The following is a 19252-nucleotide window of genomic DNA, read 5'->3' as shown; positions in this document are numbered from 1 at the left end:
GGACCCGTGATGCGCAACACGCTCTACCTGTCGATCATCCTCGCCCTGTCTCCCTGCAGCGTGCCGCTGGCGGTCGCGGCCACTGCCGATGGCCTTGAGGCCCGCGTTTCGGCGCCGATCGCGGCGCAGCCGTTGGCACGTGCACTGGAGCAGTTGTCGCGCAGTTCCGGAGTGCAGTTCCTGTACTCGGCCGGCGGTGATGCGCGCATGGCCGGTGCGGTGCCGCGCGGTGCCACCGTCAAGCAGGCGCTGGATGCACTGTTGGCCGGTACCGGCCTGGGCTACACCGTGGTCGATGGCAATGTCATCGCCATCGATCCGGCGCCCGTAAGCAACGCGCCGAAGCCGGCCGCGCCGAAGCCGCGCGAGGCCGAGGCGGTGGTGGCGCCGACCCTGGACACCGTCAAGGTGATTGCCGCGCACGAGGTGATCGACCAGAAGAAGTCGTCGCCAGTGATCAAGGATTCGGTGGTCTACGACGAGATGGACAGCTACGGCGACGAGACCCTGGCCGAGAGCCTGATGGCCGCTCCAGGCCTGAGTGCGGTGGAGGATGCCGGCGAGCCACGTTACGTGACCGTGCGCGGCGTACAGGCCAACCTCAACTACACCACCATCGATGGCATCGCGATTGCCAGCGTGGGAGGCAGTGGCTCCGGCGAGCGAATGAACAACCTGCAGCTGATTCCCAGCGACATCGGCACCCGTACCGACATCTACAAGAGCTTCAGTGCGGAGCAGGCACCGGATGCGATCGGCGGCGTGATCGACATCATCAGCCGCAGTGCTTTCGACCGGTCCGGCAAGTACGTGTTTGCCGATGTGGCGGGCATCTATTCCACCGCCGAGACCAACGTCGAGCGCAGCGCAGGCGGCAACCACGAGACTCTGGGCCACTTCGGCAAGAGCGCCAAGATGGTGTTCTCCAACCAGTTCGGCGCCGACCAGGAGTTCGGCATCGTTGCGGTGGCACGCTACGAGCAGCGTTCACGCAACAGCGTCAAGCGCTGGGTGGAGTCGAACTACTACTACAACGACGCTGGCAAATACCTCACCGACGGTACCACCGGTCCGGACGAGGCCAAGGGCTGGAACGGGCTGCGTGCTCCTGGCAACTTCAGCACCGGCACCTATACCAACTTCATCACCAACTTCGGTGGCTCCGCCAAGCTTGAGTGGAAGCCCTCGGATGATCCGTTCTACGCATCGCTGCTGCTGTACTCGTACCGGTTCTACGAGAACTCGACGATGAACAAGACCGATCTGTACGGCAATGCCAAGTTCCCGATCCGCAACCAGACCGAGGACAGCGGCACCACCCAGATCAACAGCATCTACATCAAGAACCGTCACGACCGCTGGGACCGCAGCAACCGTGGTGCCGTCGCCAGTTTCAACTGGGACATGGGCGACCGTTCGCGGCTGACCCTGCGTGGCGGCCATACCGAAGAGACCTTCCACAACAACCAGGTCTACTGGGGTGTGCGCGCCTACCCAAGCAATCTGTTCGTCGACTACGAGAACGACAGCCATGGGTTCCCCAACGCGGTGGCGGTTTCCGATTCCAGCCTGCTGACCAGCTCCGCGTTCAAGCTCAATCCGGCGCAGGCCTATGTCTCCCCGCGCGATGCCAAGGAGAGCATCGACAACCTGCGCGCCGATTTCAGCTACAACATCGACGCCGATGCGCGTGGCTTCGGCCTGGCCGCCGGCGCCGAGTACCGCCATCTGAAGATCTGGCAGGACATCGACTTCGACTACTTCAAGAGCAGTGCCACGCTCAACGATTACCTGTATCCGGGTTCGACGCTGCTGGGCAGCGTGCCGGGCTTCCCGCTGATCGACAACCGCAAGTGGAACGAGGAGCTGCTGCCGAAACTGGGCAACAACAATGCGGCGTATCCGAATGCCAACTTCACCAGCGACTACACGTATGTGGAGGACATCACCAATGCCTATGTATCCGCGCACTACGCCTGGGACCGGCTGCTGCTGATCGGCGGCCTGCGCTACGACCACACCCGCTTCGATGCCTACAGCCCGTTCAGCGATGATGGCGGCACTACCTATACCTCCGCCTTCCGCAATACGAGCGGTGGCTACAACAACCTGCTGCCTTCATTGAATGCGACGTTCAAGCTGAGCGAGGACCAGCGCCTGCGCTTCTCCGCCAGCCGCACGCTGGGCCGGCCGACGCCGAGCAACATCGCCCAGGCCACCAGTACCAGTTGTGGCGATGACGAGGAGGGCAGGGGCTTCTGCAGCATCAAGCAGGGCAATGCCGATCTGCAGCCGCGACGTTCCACCAACATCGACCTGGCGTGGGACCTGTACTTCAACGGAAACAACGGCCTGGTCTCGGTGGCGCTGTTCGACAAGGTGATCAAGGACGACATCTACACCCTGACCACCTTCGAGAACGTGGGTGATGCCCGCTATCGGGTGACCCAGCCGATGAACACCGATGAGTCCACGCTGCGCGGTGTCGAGTTCGCGGTGGCCAACCGCAACCTGCAGTGGGGACGCCAGCGCTTCGACATGTACTTCAACGCTACACGGCTGGAAGGCCAGACCAACTACCGCATCAGCGATGGCACCGAGCGCCGCCTGGATCGCCTGCTGTACCAGCCGGACTGGTCGCTCAATGGTTCGGTGATCTGGCGCATGCCGTGGAAGAGCGCGCAGCTGCGCCTGTCCGGCACCTACCGCAGCCGGATGCTGGTCGACTTCGGTGACACCGAATGGCTGGATTCGTACTACGACCCGTACATGACGTTCAACATGGCCTTCAGCCACAAGCTCAGCAGGCACGTGACGCTGAAGTACGAAGCCAAGAACCTGTTCAACACCCAGCCGACCTACAGCACCGGCCCGAACGGGCGCTTCCGTACCGAGATCGACGACTACGGCCGCTTCTTCTACTTCCACATCATCTACAACTGAGGGCACAGCCGTGGAGACGATCAATCGCAGGCGATTCCTGGCCCTGGCCGGCCTGTCCGCTGCCGGTGCCTGGATGGGCACGGCACACGCGCTGGCCGCGCAGGCCGATGCCACCGCGCTGAACCCGCGCAACCTGCTGGCCAAGCCGCGCTTTGCCAGCACACCCTTCACCCTGGGCGTGGCCTCGGGTGATCCCTCGGCCGATGGCGTGGTGCTGTGGACGCGCCTGGCGACCGAACCGCTGGTGTTCGGCGGTGGCATGCCGACCCGGCCGATGGCGGTCGAATGGCAACTGGCAGCAGACGATGGCATGCGCAAGGTGGTGCGCCAGGGTTCGGCAATGGCGCATCCCGAACTCGGCCACGCCGTGCACGTGGAGCTGGACGGGTTGGCGCCCGGACGGCCCTACTGGTACCGCTTCACCGTAGGCGGCCACGCCAGTGCGGTCGGTTGTACCCGTACGCTGCCCGCAGCCACGGCCGCAGTGGATCGTGTGCGCTTTGCGGTGGCCGGTTGCCAGCACTACGAAGAAGGCCACTACACCGCGTGGCGGCGCATCGCCGAGGAACCGCTGGATTTCGTCTTCCACTACGGTGACTACATCTACGAAGGCGAAAGCCAGCCGGGCCTGCGGAAGATGAACGGCCAGCCGTTCACCAACCTGCGCAACCACGTCGGCCCGCAGATCTACACGCTGGATGATTACCGCCGCCGCTACGCCCAGTACAAGAGCGATCCCGACCTGCAGGCCGCGCATGCGGCGGCACCGTGGTTCGTCACTTTTGACGACCATGAAGTGGACAACAACTGGGCCGGTGCCGAAGACCAGGATGACACGCCCAGCGAAGTGTTCCTGCTGCGTCGCGCACAGGCGTTCCAGGCCTACTACGAGAACATGCCACTGCGCCGCTCTGCATTCCCGCGCGATGGCCACATGCAGATGTACCGGCGCGCACGCTACGGCACGCTGATGGACCTGCACCTGCTCGATACCCGCCAGTACCGCAGCAAGCAGGTGAACATGGCGTTGCGTGAGGAGGTGGAATCGCCAGAGCGCAGCATTGTGGGGGCGAAGCAGGAGCGCTGGCTGTTCGACGGCCTGGCCGATGCTGCACCACGCTGGCACACGATTGCCCACCAGGTGGCGCTGGGCAACTACATGCGCGAGAAGGACGGCGTGGTGCAGTCGTCCGACGACCAGTGGTCAGGCTATCTGGACAGCCGCCGGCGCCTGCTTGACCACATCCAGAAGGTGGGCTTCGGCAACGTGGTGACCGCCTGCGGCGACGCGCATCGCCACTATGCGAGTGATCTGGTGCAGGACCACCGTGACTCGGGCGTGATCTCCAGCGAGTTCCTCGCCACGTCGATCACTTCCGGCGCCGATGGCCAGGGTGTGGACGCGTATGCCAGCAACCAGATTACGCACAGCCCCTATCTGAAAGCGACCACCGACAAGCGTGGCTACGTGCTGTGCGATGTCACCCGCGATGCGTGGATCGGCGATATGAAGACGCTGGATACCGTGATGCAGCCGAATGGCGCGGTGCAGAGCTGGAAGCGCTACGCGGTGGAGCACGGCCGGCCGGGGCTGCAGGAGGCCTGATCCTACCGGTCTGGCCTGTAGAGCCGAGCCCATGCTCGGCTGCTTTTCCGGTCAGTTATCGAAGAGCAGCCGAGCATGGGCTTGGCTCTACAGAGATCCTTCAATCGTGCTCGAACCGCAATGGCTCGCTGCCCATCGCCGGATCACTGGTGCCGGGGCGCCCATCCTCGGCGCGGCCGGCCAGGCGCAGGGCACTGTCGCCCGCACCGACAAGCAGGTCGTACCAGCCTGCGGTGGGCGTTGCGTCCCACGCCAACGCGGTCTCTGCATGTGCGGGCAGCACCAGCGTCTGCTCGGGCATATGCCCGGCATAGGCGCCCGGCTGCACACGCACCTGCTGCGCGCTGTCACCCAGATTGCGCAGGCGGAGCCGCAGTTGGCCATCCGCACGATCGGTTGAAGCCTGCACGGCAGGACCCGTGGCCGCTCCCTGGAAGTGGCGGTGGAAGCCGTTCGGGCCCAGCAGCCACAGGTCATAGCGACCCTGGGCGTCCAGCGGCCAGCGCTCGCGCAGCGGCATGCCCGGCAGCAGCGTGTAGCGGCGTGGCACCGCATCCAGCCGCAGCCGGTCGTAAACATGCAGCACTGCTGCTGCGCCTTCGCAGGACAGCGCCAGATCCACACCCGAGGCGTCGACAGCGGCAATCGATGCCTGCGGCCGGTAGGGCAGGGCACGCGCCGGGCGCACGCCGCTTTCCTGTTTCGCCGGCTTCAGTCCCTCGGGCAACGCGGGCACGGTGCGTCCCGGCAGGGCGGCGGCGCGCGCGGCCACCGCGCTCACGTCCGGCAGGCCGCGTACGAACGGGCGGGTATCGCGCTGGGCGAAGTCGAACGCGTTGCTCAGGTCGCCGCAGACCGCGCGGCGCCACGGCGAGATGTCCGGTGCGGCCACACCGAAGCGACGTTCGATCAACCGTATGACCGAGGTGTGGTCGTACACCTGCGAATCGACCCAGCCACCGCGGCTCCACGGCGAGATCACATACAGCGGCACGCGCGGACCCAGCCCATATGGGCGGCCACGCAGTTCGGCGAGGTCGTACTTCTCGTCGCCCGGTGCCGGATGGCGGTGGTACTCGCCCTCGGTACTGACCGAAGACGCACCGGCCCAGCCGGTGCCCAGCGGTGAAGGCGGTGCCGGTGGCGGCATGTGGTCGAAGAAGCCGTCGTTCTCGTCGAACATCAGCAACAGCGCGGTGCGGCTCCACACCTCTGGATCGGCGGTCAGCGCGTCCAGCACGCGCGCGGTATAGGCCGCGCCCTGGGCGGGGCTGGAGGGGCCGGGATGCTCGCTGCCGGCCGCGTCGGCGATGATGAAGCTGACCTGCGGCAGGCGCCCACCGATCACGTCCTGGCGCAGCTGCGCCAGGCCACGGGTGCTGACGCCGCGTGCGCGCAACTGCGGGTCATGCCCCGGCGCGGCGCGATGGGCCTGGCGGAATACCTCGAAACCGGCCAGCGGGTTGTCGGTGAAGTTGTCGGCCATGTCCTGGTAGATCTGCCAGGACACGCCGGCGTTCTGCAGGCGCTCGACATGGCTGGTCCAGCGGTACGACGCCGGGTACCCGCCCTGTTCGGGGAAATTGTCGTGCGAGTTGGCGATCACCGGGCCACCAGCACGCGCGTGTGCATCATTGTGGCCGGTCCACAGGAACACCCGGTTCGGGTTGGTGCCGGCCTGCATCGCGCAGTGATAGGCGTCGCAGATGGTGAAGGCGTCGGCCAGCGCGAACTGGAACGGCAGGTCGCTGCGCTGGAAGTAGCCCATCGAGTGGTTCTGCTTGGCCTTCGGCCATTGCCCCATGCGCCCGTGGTCCCAGGCACGCTGTGCGTCCGGCCAGGTGTGCGGTGTGCCTTCCACCCGCATGTAGCCGAAGTGCGCGGCGGTATCCAGCGGGAACGGCGCGATCGCGCGCGCGCCGCTCGCGTCGGGCTGCAGCCACAGGCTGCGGGTGCGGCCACCGGCCAGCAGGGCCGCGGCAGGGGCCACGAAGCGATCACCGAAACCACGTACCCCAGGCAGCGTGCCGAAGTAGTGGTCGAACGAACGGTTCTCCTGCATGAACACCACGATGTGCTGCAGGTCTTCGAGGCTGCGCGTCTGCGCCGCAGGCGCGATCGCTGCGGCCCGGGCGATGCTGGGCAGCAGCGGGGAAAGGCCGGCGGCAACGCCGGCCTGCAACAACCGGCGTCGGCCGATATCGGTCACGGGCTCACTCACAGGTCCACACGGAAGGAGATGCCGACGGTGCGCGGGGCGCCGATGAAGGCGTTGTCGCGGCCGTCCACCCCTGCAAGATACCGCTTGTCGGTGAGATTGCTCACCACCAGGTTGGCACCCATGCCCTTCAGGCGCGGCGACAGCCCCTGCAGGTCGAAGCCGATGTTGGCGTTGAACACGGTGGCCGAGGGCAGCTTGTTGACGTTGGCGGCGTCGAGATAGCGCGTGCCCAGGTAACGGCCGGACAGGCCGAAGTTCCAGTTCTCGCCCTGCCAGTCCGCCGACAGCACCAGGGTCTGTTCGGGCTGGCCGATCACCTTGGCGCCATCGACGATGCCCAGCTGGGTATCGCGTGCTGCATCGCCACTGCCCAGGTACTTGGAGCGGTTGTAGGTGTAGGCGGCGTTGAGCCGCCAGCCGTTGTCCCAACCATAGCCGAACGCGGCTTCCAGGCCGTTGCTTTCCACGCCGCCGAAGTTCTCGTAGACACCGTCGGTCTCGCCCAGGTAGTCGATGCCACTGACGAAACCTGCCGGCAGATAGACGATGCGGTTGTCGAACTTGATGTTGTACAGGGTCACCGATGCGGTCAGCGGCCAGCGGCTGATGCGCATGCCCACTTCGATGTTGTCGGCGGTCTCCGGTTCGACGTTGCGGAAGCGCTGCGGGTCGGTCTCGCCGAGCACGCCGGAGGGAATAGCGGCGAAGTTCTGCGAGAAGCCGGCGAACAACTCCATGCCTTCCACGCCCGGCGCCCAGGTGAAACCGGTCGACAGCAACGGGTCGGACTTGGAATCGGAGGTCACGTGTTCGCTGGCGCCGATCACGCGGCGACGCGACTGGTCGACGAAGAACTGCTTCACGCCCAGGCGTGCACTGAACGGCCCGAAGCGCGCCACGTCCTCCACGTAGTACATCTGCTCGTCGACCTTGTACTTGTCTTCGAACTGAACCCAGTACGGCTGGTGGTCGAAGTCGATGCTCTGGCCGACGTTGAGCAGGCGGTGCCAGTCGCGGCGCGCCGAACGGTCCAGCTTCTCCACCCACAGGCCGCCGCGGATCGTGTTGTCGACCGCGCCGAAGGTCTGCCGCCACTCGACGTCGGCGGTCACGCCCATGCGATCGTTGTCGTAGTGGGTGTGGCGATACGACTGCGCGCCCAGCACGTTGCCGGCGTAGCAGTTCGGATCGTACTCGGCGGTGAAGCCCAACCGTGGCGTGCAGCTGGCCAGCCGCTGTGCCGCGCTGCCATCAGGATTGACGAAGAAGATCTGGCCGCGGTTGCTGCCGCCGTACACGGTCTTGCCACCGAGGTACTCCGACTCGGGGCGGCCCGCACCATCATCGCTGACCTGCGCCAGGTACGGTGGCAGCCAGTCACCGCGGCCCTGCATGCGATGCCCATAGGCGGCCACCGACGCTTTGAAACCATTGCCGCCGTCAAAGGCCGCACGCAGGTAGCCGAAGGTGTTCTCGCGCAGGGCGCGTGAACCGGAGCGGTAGTTCTGGTCCAGGTAGGGAATGCCGGTGAGGGTGCCGACCAGGTTGTCGCGCTCCGGGTTGGTTGCGAAGCCCGTCGGCGAAACGCTGGTGTATTCGGGCTCGTCGGCGTCGTTGTAGGACAGGTAGCCGGTCAGCGTCCAGCGGTCCAGTTCGGTGATGAACTTGCCGGCGATGTGGTCGTTGCTGGCGTGGCCGGTGCCGTCGATCCAGTCGTGCACCTTCGACGAGGAGGCACTGACCCAGGCGCGGGTGTGGCCGCCGAGCAGGCCGGTGTCGTAGCGCACGTAGTACTTGCGTGCCTCGTTGTCACCGGCACCGACCACAAAGCGCAGGCGGCTGTCCTGCAGCGGATCGCTGGTGAGGAAGTTGAGCGTGCCGCCCAGCGCCTCGTTCGAGCGCGAGGAGATATCGGCGGTGCCCTGGCTCACTTCCACCGTCTCCAGATCAAGGGTGTCGATGTAGCGGTTGGCCAGCGATCCACCGCCGTAGCCCGAACCACCGTTCGGCACGCCGTCGATGGTGGTGCCGATCTGCTGCGTATCGCGGTTGGTGACGAAGCCGCGCATGCTGATCTGCGTGCCCCACACCGACGAACCGGTGGCATCGGCCTCGCTGACCACCACGCCCGGCACTTCATTGAGCGCATCGTTGACGCTGCTCATCACCGTCTGCCGGTTCAGTGTTTCTGCGCGCACCGACGTCTTGGCGTAGCTGGTGGCCTGGCCGATCACCTGCACCTGGTCGAGGGTGCGGGCATCGCTGCTGCGCGCTTCGGCCGTCTCGCCCTGCGGTGCTTCGGCCAGGGCGTCCAGTGCGGGGGCGATCAGCAGGGCAAGCAGCGAAACACGGGGAAAGCGCGCAATCGTTCGCATCGATACCGGACCTTGAAGGGAGAGAAGCCCCCGAGTGTCGGCAGCACCAATGACATCGACATGACGTAGAGATGCAGGAACCGTGTTGTGTGACGGCCGGCACCTGCTGCCTGCTTCAGTACCGCGCGTCCTTGGGTTTCGGGTCGCGCGGCCAGTCCTTGCCCTTGTTGGCGAAGTCCGGCCGCGGCTGGTTGATGAAATAGCCGGCGATGTCCACCGCGTCCTGGTCGGGCATCACCTGCTGTCCCAGTGGCGGCTCGCGGGTCACCGCCGGCGGCATGTTGTGCTTGACGAAGCCGGCGGCCTTGTACAAGCGCGCCATGCCGGCGCCGATGTTGAAGCTGTGGTCGCCCCATAGTGGCGGGAAGGCGATGTCACCGCTGGCGTCGCGCCGTCCTTCGCCGTTGTCGCCATGGCACGCGGCACACTGCACGGCGTACAGCGCTTGGCCACGGATCGGGTCCGGGGTGAGCGTGCTGTCGATCGGCCCCTCGCTCGGCGCGTCCACCTTTGCACCGCCGGGCACCGGACTACTCAGCCACGCCATGTAGTCGAGCATCGCGCGCATCTGCGGCGCGTCCTTCGGTAGCGGCTTGCCGTTCATCGAACGCTGCAGGCAGCCATTGATGCGCTCGGTCAGCCCGATCACCTTGCCCGGGCGCGGCATGTAGCGCGGATAGGCGCCGCCGCCGGTATTGAAGTAGTGATTGCCGAACGGCCGCTTGCCTTCGGCCATGTGGCACGAGTTGCAGTTCAGATCGTTGCCGACATTGTCCGGCAGCAGCCGTGCGGTCTCGTTGAGGATGCGGCGGCCGAGCATCACCGATTCGGCATTGCCGATCCCGGCGATCTCTTCGGCGCTGGGTGCGTGGTAGTGGCCGACCACCTTGCCCTGCGCATCGAGGATATCGATCGTGCTGGCCACAGCGGCATCCAGGTCCGGATACAGATGACGGTAGGCGAGGGTACCGGCGCCGGCCAGCACCACGAGGCTGATCGCACTGCCGATCAGCAGGCGGGAACGCGTGCGCGAACGCTTCATTGTGCGGTCTCCTGCGGAACGTAGTGCACCGGCTTGTCGCGCACCACCCGGCGCATGCGCGCGACGTCGACCTCGCTCACCGCGCTGGCCTGGTTGCCCCAGCTGCTGCGGATGAAGGTCAGGATCTGTGCCAGCTGCGCGTTCGGCAGCTGCTCGAAGCCTGGCATGGTGAAGGCCATGCGGTCATGCGGGGTATGCGGCGTGCGGCCGCCGATCAAGGTCACCTGCACCAGCGAACTGGGGTCATCGGCGAACACGATCGAGTTGCCGGCCAGCGCCGGATAGACGCGGGGCATGCCGCGCCCGTCGGCACGGTGGCAGGCCTGGCAGTGCTCCGCATAGGCCAGCGAACCGGCAACACGGTAGTCGCCGCTGCGCAGTGCAGCGGTGGTGGTGTCGGTACCGGGGGACCACTGCGCACTGCGGCCCTCACGCGCCGGCAGCTGTTTCAGGTAGCGGGCCATGGCCAGCAGGTCGGCGTCGGACAGGTACTGCGTGCTGTGCTCGACCACGTCGGCCATGCCACCGAAGGCCGCCGATCGATCTGTGCGGCCGGTGCGCAGGAAGTCGACGATCTCGCCCTCGCTCCAGCTGGCCAGGCCGGTCGATTCATTGCGCAGGTTCTTCGCATACCAGCCTTCCAGCACCGAACCGGACAGGAACTGGCGGCTGCCATCGTCGGCCATGGCCTTTTCCTGGAAGGCCAGGCCGCGTGGCGTATGGCAGGCACCGCAATGGGCCAGGCCTTCAACCAGTTCAGCGCCGCGCTGCTGGCCGGCATCCAGTTTCGGATCCGGGCTGAAGCTGCGTGGGCGCGCGAACAGCAGCTGCCACCAGGCCAATGGCCAGCGCATGTTGGCCGGCCACGGGATGGTGCTGTCGGCGTTGTCCTGTTTCACCGGTTGCACCGAGCCCATGAAGTAGGCGTACAACGCCTTGACCTCGGCATCGCTGGCGATTACATACGAGGCGTACGGCATGGCCGGATACAACGGCTGGCCATCGTGGCGGATGCCACGGCGCACCGCGCGCTCGAAGTCGGCGTAGTCGTAGGCGCCAATGCCGGTGTCCGGATCGGGCGTGATGTTGGTCGAGTAGATCGTGCCCATCGGCGTCTGCATGCCGAGGCCACCGGCGAACGGCTTGCCGCCGGGCGCGGTGTGGCAGGCCGCGCAGTCGGCCGCGCGCGACAGGTACTGTCCCTGCGTGATCAGCGCCGGATCGTGGATGTCGACCTGCGCCGTCTGTCGCGGTGCGAACCAGTAGGGCGTGGTGCGGGCGATGCCGTAGGCGGCGGCCAGCGTGGCGGCCAGGGCAATGGCGAGCTTGAACGAGGTGCGCATGGCGGCACTGTGGGCAATCCCGCACGCGCGTTCATTGATCCGGATCAATGACTGAACGGATACAGCTTTTACACCAAGCTGAATCGTTCCTGCGTTGTCATCAAGCCGTCATCCACGCGCGATAGATGGCCCACGCGCGCGTCGCTAACCTGCCACGCTGTCGCACCTTTTCCCCGATTGCCCATGAAGCGCCTGCTGCTGTTGTTGCTGGCGTGCGCCGGCCTGTGGCTGGCTGCATGCTCGTCCTCGATCAATGCCTCGTCCACCTCGCTCGCCGATCGGCTGATCGCGCCGGGTGGCGTATCGACCCTGCTCGATCGTCCGCGCATTGCCGCGGCCATTGCCGAACTGCCCAATCGCCACGGCTTCGCGCCGGGCCGCGATGGCGTGCCGATCTTCTGGCGTGTGTTCGATCCTGGCGATTACGGCGCGCGTTATCACTACCTGCCGCAGCGCCACGAGAACGGCCTACCGCTGGATACCGGCCTGAGCCTGGCAGTACCGCGACCGTTCCGCGCGCAGGCACCGCGCGGCACCGTGGTGCTGCTGCACGGCTGGATGATGAATGGTGATTCGATGCTGCCGTGGTCGTTGCAGCTGGCCGAATCCGGCTACCGCGTGGTCACGCTCGACCTGCGCAACCATGGACAGTCCGGTACTGGGCCGTCGGGCTATGGCACCTATGAATCCGACGATGTGGTGGATGTAATCGGCGAGCTGCGCGCACGTGGTGAAGTAACCGGCCCGCTGTACCTGTTCGGCGTGTCCTACGGCGCCGCCACAGCGGTATTCACCGCCGACAAGCTCGGCGACCAGGTGGAAGGCGTGGTGGCGATGGAATCGTTCGCCAATGCCGGTGTAGCGATCCGCACGATGATCCCGCACCTGATGGGACTGCAGCCGGAAGGCCTGAAGGCGCAGGCGGTGGCGTCGTACGCGCGCTGGCGCTACGGCGGCCAGGACATCAACCAGGTAATCGCCGCCGCCAGCCGCCGCATCGACGTCGATCTGGACCGCGTGGATGTAGCGCGTGCGCTGGCCGATACCCGCGCCTGCGTGCTGCTGCTGCACGGGCAGGGCGATCAGCACATACCCGTCAGCCAGGGCCGCGAGCTGGCCCAGGCCAATCCGCGCGCCCACTACATCGAGATGCGCGGCGAGGACCACATCACCCTGCCGCTGCGGCTGGACCTGCTGGCTGGCGTGGTCGACGACTGGATGGCGCGCGACGAGCACCACCCGAAGAGCGCCTGCCCGGCACCGCAACTGCCGGCCCAGGCCGAGTGGCTGACGCGTAGCTGAGAAAAGGGGACGGAGGGGATCAAGTGGTTTCCCGCACACCAAGGCAGGAAACGACTTGATCCCCTCCGTCCCCTTTTTCTGTCAGGCCACCCGTCGTGCCAGTGCTCGCGCGGATGCGGCTACGCCCAGCAGCAGCGCGGCCACGCAAAGGAAGGCGAATCCGAGGCTGGTGCCGTGTGCCAGTGCACCGATCGCTGCCGGGCCGGCGAGGATGCCGGCGTAACCCAGCGTGGTCACCGCAGTGATGGCGATGCTCTCCGGCATCACCCGTTGCTGGCCGGCCATCGAGAACAGTGCCGGCACGATATTGGCGCAGCCCAGCCCGACCAGCACATAGCCCGCCAACGCCACCGGGAACGACGGTACCAGCGTGGCCAACGTGAACCCGGCTGCGGCGGTGATGCCGCCGAAGACCAGGGTGCGGGTGCGGCCGAGGCGCTCGACGATGCCGTCGCCGAACAGGCGCATCGCGGTCATCGCCAGCGTGAACAGCGCGAAGCCGGCGCCGGCCTGGTCACGCGGCACCTGCCGCACTTCGGCCAGGAACACCGCGCTCCAGTCCAGCATCGAGCCCTCGGCGAGGAACACCACGAAGGCCAGCACGCCGATGAACAGCACCACGCCGTGCGGCAGCGCCAGCAGTGGGCCTTCGTGCAGGATCCGTTGCGGTCGCCAGTGCGGCGCCGACAGCACCGCAACCAGCAGCAGTGCCGCCACCGACACCAGCGCGGCCAGCCACAGCGGTGTACCCAGGATCAGCAGGCCGGTCATGCAGCCGGCGCCGACGAAGCCACCGATGCTGTAGAAGGCGTGGAAGCCGGACATCATTGCGCGCCCGGCGTCGCGCTCGACCGCGACCGCCTGCATGTTCATCGCACAATCCAGCGCACCGACGCCGGCGCCGAACACGAACAGGGCCGCGCCCAGCGCCACCGGCGAGGGCGCCAGCACCAGCAAGGGCAGGGCGCACAGCATCATCGCGCAGGTGATCACCATCACCTGTCGGCAACCCAGCCGCCCGGTCAGCGCGCCCGCCAACGGCATCGCCAGCAGCGAGCCGAGCCCGAGGCACAGCAGCACGGCGCCAAGGCTGGCGTCGGACAGCCCGGCCTTGGCCTTGGCGTAGGGCACCATCGGCGCCCACGCGGCGGTGGCGAATCCGGGAATGAAGAAGGCGGCACGGGTGGCGTGCTGCTGGGCACGTGGGGATGAAGGCGTCATGCGCGATGCGAAGCTCCAGGGGACTTTTATGAAAACGTTTTCAGGCCGGATCGGCAAGTGCCATGCGTGACATCGGGCGACGCATACGATTGCAGTGACTCGATCGCGTCACCAGCGATTAACGTCGCCCACGGACAGTGGCTGCACGGTCGGCACCCCGCCGGCCGCTGCCGGAGATCCGTACATGAGCACGACACCGACCATCCTCCTCGTCCATGGATTCTGGGGCGGGGCCGCACACTGGGCCAAGGTGATCCTGGAACTGCATCGCAACGGCCACGACCGGGTGCAGGCGGTGGAATTGCCGCTCACGTCGCTGGCCGACGACGCAGGACGCACCCAGAAAATGATCCGGCAGATCGACGGTCCGGTGCTGCTGGTCGGCCACTCCTACGGCGGTGCGGTGATCAGCCAGGCCGGTAACGAGCCCAACGTGAAGGGCCTGGTCTACATCGCTGCCTTCGCGCCTGATGCCGGCGAGAGCCCGGGTGGCATCACCCAGCAGCACCTGCCGGAGGCGGCGCCGAATCTGGCACCGGACAGCGATGGCTACCTCTGGCTGCGTGCGGACAAGTTCCATGAGAGCTTCTGCCAGGACCTGAGTGCCGACGAGGGCCGGGTGATGGCGGTGACCCAGAAGGCGCCGCTGGCCAGCACTTTCGGCGACACGGTCAGCGATCCGGCGTGGAAGCACCGGCCGAGCTGGTACCAGCTGTCCCGCCACGACCGCATGATCGCGCCGGAAAACCAGAAGGCCATGGCCGCAAGAATGCAGCCCAAGCGCCTGCTGGAGCTTGATGCCAGCCATGCCTCACTGGCCTCGCAGCCGAAGGAAGTGACCGCGCTGATCCTGGAGGCCTGCGCCGCCATCGGCGCCTGATCCCGCACCAGTACACCGCACGACAGCCGGGGCGCAGGGGAGTACACTCCTGCGCCTGCGGCCATCCGGCCGCGTCCCTCTCTTCCCTCCAGCCGCCGCCAGAGGATCCCACCCTATCGTGGAGGTCCCGCCGTGCTGTCTGTGCCTGTCCGTTTTCCGCGCTTGTTTCCGCGTCGCCTGCCGCTGCCGCATGCACTGGCTCAAGGCCTGCTACTGCTTGCACTGAGCAGCGGCACCGCTGCTGCCCAGTCCACCCAGGACGAGGACAAGGCCAAACCGGCACCCGCCTCGCAGACCCTGCAGACCGTGCAGGTCACCGCCAACCTGCTCGGTACCATCACCGAGGGCAGCGGCGCCTACACGCCCGGCACCATCGCCACCGCCACCCGCCTGGTGCTGACGCCGCGACAGACGCCACAGACCATCAGCGTGATCACCCGCGCACAGATGGATGACTTCGGCCTGCACGGCATCGATGACGTGATGCGGGTGACCCCCGGCATCAGCATCGTCACCTACGACAGCGAACGCACCGAGTACTACGCGCGTGGTTTCGCGATCCAGAACTTCCAGTACGACGGTATTCCGATGTCGCGTGACTCGGCCTACTCGGCGGGCAACACGCTCAGTGATACCGCGATCTATGACCGCATCGAAGTGCTCAAGGGCGCGACCGGCCTGTTGACCGGCATGGGTGATCCGGGCGCGACCATCAACCTGGTGCGCAAGAAGCCGGGCAAGGACTTCGCCGGCAGTGCCTCACTGGGTGTCGGCCGCTGGGATGACTACCGCGCCGAGCTCGATGTCGGTGGTCCGCTGACTGCCGATGGCCGCGTGCGTGGCCGAGCCGTGGGGGCCTGGGAAGACAAGCACTCCAACCTGGACAACTACCAGCGCACCAGCAAGGTCGGCTATGCCGTGCTGGAAGCCGATCTGGGCGAACGCACGCTGCTGTCGGTCGGTGGCGACGTGATGGACAGCGACCCGAAGGGCTCGACGTGGGGCGGCATTCCGCTGCTGGACAGCGCCGGCAACTTCAACCGCATGCCGCGCTCGTTCAACAATGGTGCGCAATGGGCCGGCTGGCGCCAGTACGTGCGTACCGGTTTCGCTACGTTGGAGCACACCTTCGCCAACGATTGGATCGCCAAGCTGCAGTTCAACCACCAGGTCAACGGCTATGACGCCGCACTGGCCGGTGCCGCCGCCGGCAATCCCGATCCGTTGACCGGCGAGGGCGTCAGCCTGTGGCTCGGCAAGTACGTCGGCAAGACCGTCAGCAATGCCGCCGACTTCTACGTGAGCGGGCATTTCGGCCTGTTCGGGCGTGAGCATGAGCTGGTGGTTGGCGGCAGTGCCTCGCGCAAGCGCTGGACCAATACCGGCTACGGCCCGCAGGCGGGGTTCCCGGATACGGTGCCGGACTACCGCAGCTGGAATGGCGACATTGCCGAGCCGCAATGGCAGCGCAGCTACGACAACAATGAAGTGACCCGTGAGAACGGCCTGTACGTGGTCGGCCGCTTCGACGTGGCCGATCCGTTGAAGCTGATCGTCGGCAGCCGCCTGGCCAGCTACCGTTCGCCGGACACGCGCGAGACCGGCGTCTATGTGCCGTATGCCGGCGTGGTCTACGACCTCGGCGAGCACTATTCGGTGTACGCCAGCTACAGCACCATCTTCAAGCCGCACAGCGAGCGCGACGAGCAGGGCAAAGCACTGGATCCGCTGGAAGGCCGCAGCTACGAGATGGGGCTGAAGGCCGAGTTCTTCGATGGACGCCTCAATGCCAGCGCGGCGCTTTTCCAGCTTGATCAGGACAACTTCGCCCAGCCCACCGGCGGCAAGACGCCGGATGGCCAGGATGCCTACCGCGCGTTGATGGGCGTGCGTACCAAGGGCTATGAGCTTGAAATGTCGGGTCAGCTGGCCGAGGGCTGGCAGGTGCAGGGTGGGTTCTCCCACAAGATCGCCCGCCAGGCGGGAACCAAGGTGACCACGCTGGAACCGGAGAACCAGTTCAGCCTGCACACCAGCTACCGCCTGCGCGGTGCCTGGCAGGGGCTCACGCTGGGCGGTGGCGCGCGCTGGCAGGATTCCACGTTTGGCGAGATCACCAACCCGGCCACCAGCGCGCAGGTCGTGCATCGCACCCAGCCGTACTGGCTGCTCGATGCGATGGCGCGCTACCAGTTCAACGATCGCCTGTCGGCCACGGTCAACGTCAACAACCTGCTCGACAAGCGGTACTACACGATCTTCAACTGGTACAGCACCTACACCTGGGGTGAGCCGCGCAATGTGCGGCTGACCTTGAACTACAGGTTCTGACACGGGTTCTGTAGAGCCGAGCCCACGCTCGGCTGCGGTTTGACAACCAGCCGAGCGTGGGCTCGCCTCTACAAGTACGCCCGCGATGCTGGATGGCATCGCGGGCGTCGTCGTTACAGCGGCAGGTCGAACACCAGCACTTCGGCATCGTTGCCGTTTTCCAGCGTCAATTGGGCTTCGTCGCTGACCTGCAGTGCATCGCCGGCTTCCAGGGTGATGCCGTTGACCTGCAGCTGGCCACGCGCCACCTGCACATAGGCGCCACGGCCGTTGCCGAGCGCATGGTGCAGCTTCTGGCCGCCATCGAGGATGGTGGCGAAGATGCGGGTATCCTGGTGGATGCGCAGCGAACCGTCGGCACCGTCCGGCGAGGCGATCAGGCGCAGCTGGCCGCGCTTGGTCTCCGGCGCGAAGTGGGTCTCCTCGTAGGACGGCGTGATGTTCTCGGTGTCCGGGAAGATCCAGATCTGCAGGAAGTGCACGGTCTCGTCGGCCGAGTGGTTGAATTCGCTGTGGGTGACGCCGCTGCCGGCGCTCATGCGCTGCACGTCGCCATAGCGCAGCACCGAACCGGTGCCCATCGAGTCCTTGTGTTCCAGCGCACCGCCCAGCACGTAGGAGATGATCTCCATGTTGCTGTGGCCGTGGGTGCCGAAGCCCTGGCCGCCGATCACCTTGTCTTCGTTGATCACCCGCAGCGGGCCGAAGCTGACGTAGCGCGGGTCGTAGTAGTTGGCGAAGGAGAAGGTATGGCGCGAGGACAGCCAGCCATGCTCGGCCAGGCCACGGGTAGCGCTCTTGCGGATCTGCAGCATGATGGAATCTCCTTGTTCGATGGTTTCGATGGGGCGGGGTGGGCCGGTAGCCGCTGTGTTTCCCCGTTGGAGAGAAGTATCCGCTTGCGCCCTGGGTTTGAAAAACGGATAGTTTTGACAGCCATCATCGAAAAATCCGAATGCTCAAGCTCAGCCTCGATGCCCTGCAGATCCTGGATGCCATCGACCGCCGCGGCTCCTTTGCCGGCGCCGGCAAGGCTCTGCACAAGGTGCCCTCGACCATTTCCTACACCGTTGCCAAGCTGGAGGAGGACCTGGGCGTGCAGCTGTTCGACCGGGTTGGCCCGCGCGCCGAGCCGACCGACGCTGGCCGCGCCCTGCTGGACGAGGGCCGTCACCTGTTGCGCGCGGCCCGCGAGCTGGAACTGCGGGTGCGCCGGGTGGCGTCGGGCTGGGAGACCGAGCTGACGCTGGCGGTGGACTCGGTGTTTCCGACCTGGCTGCTCGGCCCGGACATCGCCGCGTTTCGTGAGGCCGAGGCACCGACCCGGCTGCGGTTGATCGGCGAGGCCCTATCCGGCACCTGGGAGGCCCTGCTGGACCGCCGCGCCGACCTGCTGGTCGGCGCGCCGGGCGAGGGCCCCAGCGGCGGTGGCTACGTGGTCGAGCCGCTGGGCACGGTGGAGTTCGTGTTCGCGGTCGTGCCCGATCATCCGTTGGCTGCAGTGCCGGGTGTGCTGGGTCGCGAGCACCTGGTCGAGCACTGCGCGATCGCGGTCTCGGATTCGGCGCGACGGCTGCTGCCGCGCACGGTGGGCCTGTTGATGGGGCAGGAGATGCTGACGGTGCCTGACATGGCCAGCAAGCTGAAACTGCAGTGCGAAGGCGTGGGCTTCGGTTTCCTGCCCGAGCCGTGCGCGCGCGCCGCGGTCGCGCGCGGCCAACTGGTGATCCGTGAGGTGGAGGAGCACAAGCCGGAAGAAACCTTCTGGCTGGCCTGGCGCACCGGCGAGGACGGCGCCGCGTTGCGCTGGTGGCGCGAGCGCCTGCGCAGGCCGGAGCTGCTGTCGCAGTGGTGGCAGGCAATGGCACGGGGGTAGGGGTACGGCAGGGCTGCGCCCTGCACCCGCCGAAGCAACAGCCATAGCCGAAGCCGAAGCCGAAGCAAAAGCTGGTTTCCTGAGGGATGGCGGGGTGGGTCCGGTTGCGGGG

Annotated in this window: 12 protein-coding genes; 6 read left to right on the top strand and 6 right to left on the bottom strand. The window is 66.4% G+C overall.

What is annotated here, in order from left to right; translation table 11 throughout:
- Nucleotides 1-9 precede the first annotated feature (9 nt).
- Nucleotides 10-2943, top strand: coding sequence for a TonB-dependent receptor (locus N5D45_RS18390; RefSeq protein WP_164192165.1), 2934 nt, complete (start codon nt 10-12; stop codon nt 2941-2943).
- A gap of 10 nt (nt 2944-2953) precedes the next feature.
- On the top strand, nt 2954-4549 hold the full coding sequence (locus tag N5D45_RS18385; protein ID WP_057502723.1) for an alkaline phosphatase D family protein: 1596 nt from the start codon (nt 2954-2956) through the stop codon (nt 4547-4549).
- 100 nt (nt 4550-4649) lie between these two features.
- Here the strand turns inward: N5D45_RS18385 and N5D45_RS18380 are convergent, their stop codons facing one another.
- The 4 genes from N5D45_RS18380 to N5D45_RS18365 form a co-directional block, all read right to left on the bottom strand.
- On the bottom strand, nt 4650-6758 hold the full coding sequence (locus N5D45_RS18380; RefSeq protein WP_279939436.1) for a phospholipase C, phosphocholine-specific: 2109 nt from the start codon (nt 6756-6758) through the stop codon (nt 4650-4652).
- A gap of 8 nt (nt 6759-6766) precedes the next feature.
- Nucleotides 6767-9145 carry a TonB-dependent receptor gene (locus N5D45_RS18375; protein ID WP_057502724.1) on the bottom strand — a complete coding sequence of 793 codons (2379 nt, stop codon included), beginning with the start codon at nt 9143-9145 and terminating at the stop codon, nt 6767-6769.
- 115 nt (nt 9146-9260) lie between these two features.
- Nucleotides 9261-10187: a c-type cytochrome gene (locus tag N5D45_RS18370; protein ID WP_134959216.1), complete on the bottom strand. Its 927-nt coding sequence runs from the start codon at nt 10185-10187 to the stop codon at nt 9261-9263.
- Nucleotides 10184-11530: a cytochrome c gene (locus tag N5D45_RS18365; RefSeq protein ID WP_134959217.1), complete on the bottom strand. Its 1347-nt coding sequence runs from the start codon at nt 11528-11530 to the stop codon at nt 10184-10186. Before N5D45_RS18365 ends, N5D45_RS18370 begins: the two co-directional genes overlap by 4 nt.
- Nucleotides 11531-11713: 183 nt before the next feature.
- Here N5D45_RS18365 and N5D45_RS18360 point away from each other — a divergent pair, with 183 nt between their 5' ends.
- Nucleotides 11714-12832, top strand: coding sequence for an alpha/beta fold hydrolase (locus tag N5D45_RS18360; protein WP_134959218.1), 1119 nt, complete (start codon nt 11714-11716; stop codon nt 12830-12832).
- Nucleotides 12833-12913: 81 nt separating this feature from the next.
- Here the strand turns inward: N5D45_RS18360 and N5D45_RS18355 are convergent, their stop codons facing one another.
- A complete protein-coding gene (locus N5D45_RS18355) occupies nt 12914-14053 on the bottom strand; it encodes an MFS transporter (protein WP_197657200.1) in 1140 nt (379 codons plus the stop codon).
- Nucleotides 14054-14237: 184 nt separating this feature from the next.
- Here N5D45_RS18355 and N5D45_RS18350 point away from each other — a divergent pair, with 184 nt between their 5' ends.
- Nucleotides 14238-14933, top strand: a complete 696-nt coding sequence (locus tag N5D45_RS18350) for an alpha/beta hydrolase (protein WP_043402402.1) — start codon at nt 14238-14240, stop codon at nt 14931-14933.
- 132 nt (nt 14934-15065) lie between these two features.
- Nucleotides 15066-17264: a TonB-dependent siderophore receptor gene (locus N5D45_RS18345; protein ID WP_279939432.1), complete on the top strand. Its 2199-nt coding sequence runs from the start codon at nt 15066-15068 to the stop codon at nt 17262-17264.
- Nucleotides 17265-17377: 113 nt separating this feature from the next.
- Here the strand turns inward: N5D45_RS18345 and N5D45_RS18340 are convergent, their stop codons facing one another.
- A complete protein-coding gene (locus N5D45_RS18340; protein WP_197657202.1) occupies nt 17378-18079 on the bottom strand; it encodes a pirin family protein in 702 nt (233 codons plus the stop codon).
- Nucleotides 18080-18219: 140 nt separating this feature from the next.
- Between N5D45_RS18340 and N5D45_RS18335 the strand changes: the two genes are divergently transcribed.
- The gene (locus N5D45_RS18335) at nt 18220-19140 is read left to right on the top strand and encodes a LysR family transcriptional regulator (RefSeq protein WP_279939431.1); all 921 of its coding nucleotides are present in this window, start codon (nt 18220-18222) and stop codon (nt 19138-19140) included.
- Nucleotides 19141-19252 lie beyond the last annotated feature (112 nt).

It is taken from the genome of Stenotrophomonas sp. GD03819 (genome assembly GCF_029841665.1).
GTDB classification, from domain to species: Bacteria; Pseudomonadota; Gammaproteobacteria; order Xanthomonadales; family Xanthomonadaceae; genus Stenotrophomonas; species Stenotrophomonas geniculata.
Note: the sequence above shows the minus strand (reverse complement) of the source record. Positions and strands in the feature narration are given on the sequence as shown.

What these genes read in the sequence shown, in the direction of transcription:
- N5D45_RS18370 (WP_134959216.1), bottom strand. Translation starts at nt 10,187, where the DNA reads ATGAAGCGTTCGCGCACGCGTTCCCGCCTGCTGATCGGCAGTGCGATC.
- N5D45_RS18340 (WP_197657202.1), bottom strand. Translation starts at nt 18,079, where the DNA reads ATGCTGCAGATCCGCAAGAGCGCTACCCGTGGCCTGGCCGAGCATGGC.
- N5D45_RS18355 (WP_197657200.1), bottom strand. Translation starts at nt 14,053, where the DNA reads ATGACGCCTTCATCCCCACGTGCCCAGCAGCACGCCACCCGTGCCGCC.
- N5D45_RS18375 (WP_057502724.1), bottom strand. Translation starts at nt 9,145, where the DNA reads ATGCGAACGATTGCGCGCTTTCCCCGTGTTTCGCTGCTTGCCCTGCTG.
- N5D45_RS18335 (WP_279939431.1), top strand. Translation starts at nt 18,220, where the DNA reads ATGCTCAAGCTCAGCCTCGATGCCCTGCAGATCCTGGATGCCATCGAC.
- N5D45_RS18360 (WP_134959218.1), top strand. Translation starts at nt 11,714, where the DNA reads ATGAAGCGCCTGCTGCTGTTGTTGCTGGCGTGCGCCGGCCTGTGGCTG.
- N5D45_RS18365 (WP_134959217.1), bottom strand. Translation starts at nt 11,530, where the DNA reads ATGCGCACCTCGTTCAAGCTCGCCATTGCCCTGGCCGCCACGCTGGCC.
- N5D45_RS18390 (WP_164192165.1), top strand. Translation starts at nt 10, where the DNA reads ATGCGCAACACGCTCTACCTGTCGATCATCCTCGCCCTGTCTCCCTGC.
- N5D45_RS18350 (WP_043402402.1), top strand. Translation starts at nt 14,238, where the DNA reads ATGAGCACGACACCGACCATCCTCCTCGTCCATGGATTCTGGGGCGGG.